Annotated in this window: 3 protein-coding genes; all 3 read right to left on the bottom strand. The window is 30.2% G+C overall.

Going from position 1 to position 3763, the window contains the following annotated elements; translation table 11 throughout:
• The coding region (locus tag ACP5FO_RS08540; protein ID WP_428157389.1) for an O-antigen ligase family protein at positions 1 to 1172 on the bottom strand (1172 nt) is incomplete at its 3' end.
• Positions 1172 to 2596 carry an undecaprenyl-phosphate galactose phosphotransferase WbaP gene (wbaP, locus tag ACP5FO_RS08535; RefSeq protein ID WP_428157388.1) on the bottom strand — a complete coding sequence of 475 codons (1425 nt, stop codon included), beginning with the start codon at positions 2594 to 2596 and terminating at the stop codon, positions 1172 to 1174. The genes ACP5FO_RS08540 and wbaP, both read right to left, overlap by 1 nt.
• The gene (locus ACP5FO_RS08530) at positions 2583 to 3689 is read right to left on the bottom strand and encodes a glycosyltransferase family 4 protein (RefSeq protein ID WP_428157387.1); all 1107 of its coding nucleotides are present in this window, start codon (positions 3687 to 3689) and stop codon (positions 2583 to 2585) included. The genes wbaP and ACP5FO_RS08530 overlap by 14 nt, the downstream gene beginning before the upstream one ends.
• Between the last annotated feature and the right edge of the window lie 74 nt (positions 3690 to 3763).

Here is a 3763-nt window from a genome sequence, read left to right as displayed (position 1 = left end):
GCGCTACCTAACAGATTATCAAACCCACTTGCTACATAAAATGCTATTAAACCCAAACTCATACCAATTAAAATGGCTTTTTGCTCGCCACTAGAGTATTTTATGGCTTTTATATTATTTCTTAGAAGCATAAAAAACGCACTTAAAATTAAAATAAGCCCTATTAGGCCTGCACTCATCAAAATATTTACATAATAATTGTCAATTACTGTAGCAATATTAGCGTTTGGGTTTATATGATACTTATTGGCTAATTGTTTATAAATTTTAACTGTATCATCGTGGACAATTTTGCTTGCAAAGCTAGGCCCATAACCAGTAAGTTTTCTTGTCAGACTTGATTTATTAAATATATCAAAAGATGCTTTAATCATTGCAAAGCGAATTACAATATCTGGATCTTTTGTAAAATGCAGTGTATAGTGTAGTCTGTTTTTCACAAAACCCGTTTGTGCCAAACCAACAACCAAAACGATACCTGCAAGGTAAATCAGCCAAATTTTTCTATTTTTTACAAAAAAGGCAATACTTATAATACCAACCAAAAGCCCCAGCCAATCCTGGCGTTCCTGAGTTAAAATTGTAGCAATCAAAGCACAAAGTGAAGCCAACAAATAAAGCTTTTTCTTATTATAAAACCCAAGAGCCCCAAAAAAAAATGTAGAAACAAGCATTATTGCACCAATATATGAAGGAAAACCACTAAACCCTTCGGGAGCACATGCTTTGTTTGGTAGGCTAAAATGCAAACTTGACCAGGCAACACTAAAAATATTTGCAGGTTTGATACAAAAAAAAGCATTAAAATACACGCCAATTGAACTTATAATAATGAATATTGCTAATACATTAATAATGGTTTTATAATTGTTTTTTATTCGCGAAACAATCCAGTATGGAGCAAAATGCCATATATAGTGAAAGCTAGAAAGGCTATGTATTGGATTTATAGAAAAAACACTTGACCAAAAATAAGTAATAGAAAATAAAGCAGGAGGTAAATCATTTCTTTCAAATCTAAACTGTTTGGTTAAAATTAACATTATTAAACCGATTAGACCAATACTAATAGCCAAACTATCCGCAGCAATAGATGTAGCAACAAAAACAGCAAACATTAAACTGCTAATATAAAGCAACTGAAAAGACAGTTTTTTAGTATCAATATTCATTAGTATGCTCCTTTTTGCTTTAGTACTGCATAAATTGTTTTTAAAAGAATTACTATATCAAACCACAAAGACCAGTTTGTAACATAAAAACAATCAAGATCAACGCGTGTTTGAAAGTCAAGCTCATTTCTGCCCGAAACCTGCCAGAGCCCTGTGATACCCGGTTTAGCTAATAATATTGTATTAATTGAATCTCCAATTTTTTCTAACTCTTGCGGTAAATAAGGTCTTGGCCCAACCAAGCTCATCTGTCCAAACAATACATTTATAATCTGTGGCAACTCATCAAGTGAAGTTTTCCTCAAAAAACGTCCAATTCGTGTAACTCTTGGATCAAAATTTTTTAGTTTTTGATATTTTTCCCACTCTAAGCGCGCTTCTTTGTTTTTGGACAAATACTCTTTTAATAAGCGGTCATTATCTTTATACATAGTACGAAATTTTAAAAAATTAAATAATTTGCCATTTTGACCGAGTCTTTTGCTTACATAAAAAACGCTCCCTTTTGAATCAAGTCTTATTGCTACAGAAATGATAAGTATGATTATAATTAAAAACGGCAATAAAATTATACTTATGCATAAATCAAAAATTCTTTTCAAAAATCTATTTAGAAACGATTTTAAATTGTTATTTACACTTAAAACAAAAATTTTTTCTACAAAAAGATAGTTTACCTGGCTATTTAAAAGAAAAATAAAGCTCATTTTTGGTATTAAAATAATACGTTTAACCAAAGCCTGCAATTCTTTGAACAATTTAGATACTTCTTCTTCGCTTAAAGCATTTTCGTCTATTATTATTATGTCAACACCAAGCGCTTTTGTTATTTTTTTTGCATGTGTAAGTGGACTAATTGTTTTAAATCCATTAATATGCTCTTTTGTTTTATTTACAAAACCTACAATATCTAAACATAAATATTTGTTGTTATTAAAACTTTGGGCAAACTTTACACTTGTTGGGCTAATACCAATAAGCAACACTTTTTCTCTTGAAATACCAAGATAAAATAGTAAATTTTTTAGCGCTACCCTGAATATTGGAAAAACAATTAAACTATAAAAAAGCAAAAAAAATAAAAATAGTCTTGAAACAGAATCTGTAAGCTTACCAATACTAACGATTGATAGACATACAATAAAAGCTATAAATATAGCTTTAAACAGTATTTTTAGCTCATACCAGAAATGCACTTTTTTTGTATATAGGCCTTCTATTGAAAAAAAGAAAAAATATACCAAAGGCAACCAGAAAAGCTTTGATAAATAGCCGTATACAATAAATTTTGGAAGCAAAAATATATATCCAATATATTTTCTTGTATAAAAAGCTAATGCAAAAGATAAACTAAAAGCAGCAAAATCTCCAATAATCAAAATAATTGCATACAGTAACTTTTTAAATATACTAGTTTTTTGCATTGTATTTTTCTTCTACAAAAGCACTAAATTGTTCTTTAAAACGCTCTTTACTAAAATTTAGAGCATGCTTTCTAATTATTGTGGGATCAAAGTTGTCTTTTTTACTTTCAAAAGCCACTATAGCTTTTATAATGCTACTTACACTTTGTTCTTCAAAAAACATACCTGTAACATTATCTACAACCGTTTCAAGAACTCCACCATTTTTGTATGCAATAACTGGAGTACCGCAACTCATAGCCTCAACTGGCACAATTCCAAAGTCTTCTTTTGCTGCAAAAACAAAAGCTTTAGCTTTTTGCATATAATGCTTTAGTGTGTCAAATTTTGCATATCCAATAATCTCAATATTATTTGTTGCTTTTTTCTTTATAAGCTCAAGCTGTGGCCCATCTCCGCAAACAATTAGCTTCTTTTCTGGCATATTTGAAAAAGCTTCGACAATTAAGTCTATTTTTTTATATGGCACAAGACGGGATGCAGTTAAATAAAAATCTTCTTTTTGCTCGCACAGTTCAAATTTTTCTACATCCACAGGTGGATAAATGACTGTGCTTTGTTTGCCGTAATATTTTTTTATTCTTTTAGCTACATTAAAAGAATTTGCAACAAAGTAATCTACTCTTTGAGCGCTTGCATAATCCCATATTCTAATGTAGTGCAAAACAATTTTGGCAAACAAAGCTTTAAGACCTTTTTCCAGGTGTGCATCTTTTAGATATTCAAAATACATATCCCATGCATAGCGCATGGGCGAGTGACAATAACAAATGTGTATTTGATCTGGGTTTACATTAACACCTTTTGCAACGGCATAGCTTGAAGAAATAATGAGATCATATGCTGATAAATCAAATTGCTCAATAGCAAATGGAAAAAATGGTAGATAGCTCCTATATTTAGTTTTGGAAAAGGGTAAATTTTGAATAAATGATGTGTATATTTTAGCGCTTTCAAAAACAGAACCTTTTAGTGCATCATCATTTTTTAATAATGTATAAATATCAGATGGGTAAAGCTCATATATGCTTTCTAAAACTTTTTCTGCGCCACCCAAAATAGGCAGCCAATCGTGTACAAGCGCAACTTTCATGATAACCCTTATACTAATATAAAAAGAGCTATTTTGCAATTTGTTTATTTCTAAGAAAAACTATAAAATAATAA

The organism is Desulfurella sp., assembly GCF_049977265.1.
Taxonomy (GTDB): domain Bacteria; phylum Campylobacterota_A; class Desulfurellia; order Desulfurellales; family Desulfurellaceae; genus Desulfurella.
This window is presented reverse-complemented; position numbering and strand designations above follow the sequence as displayed.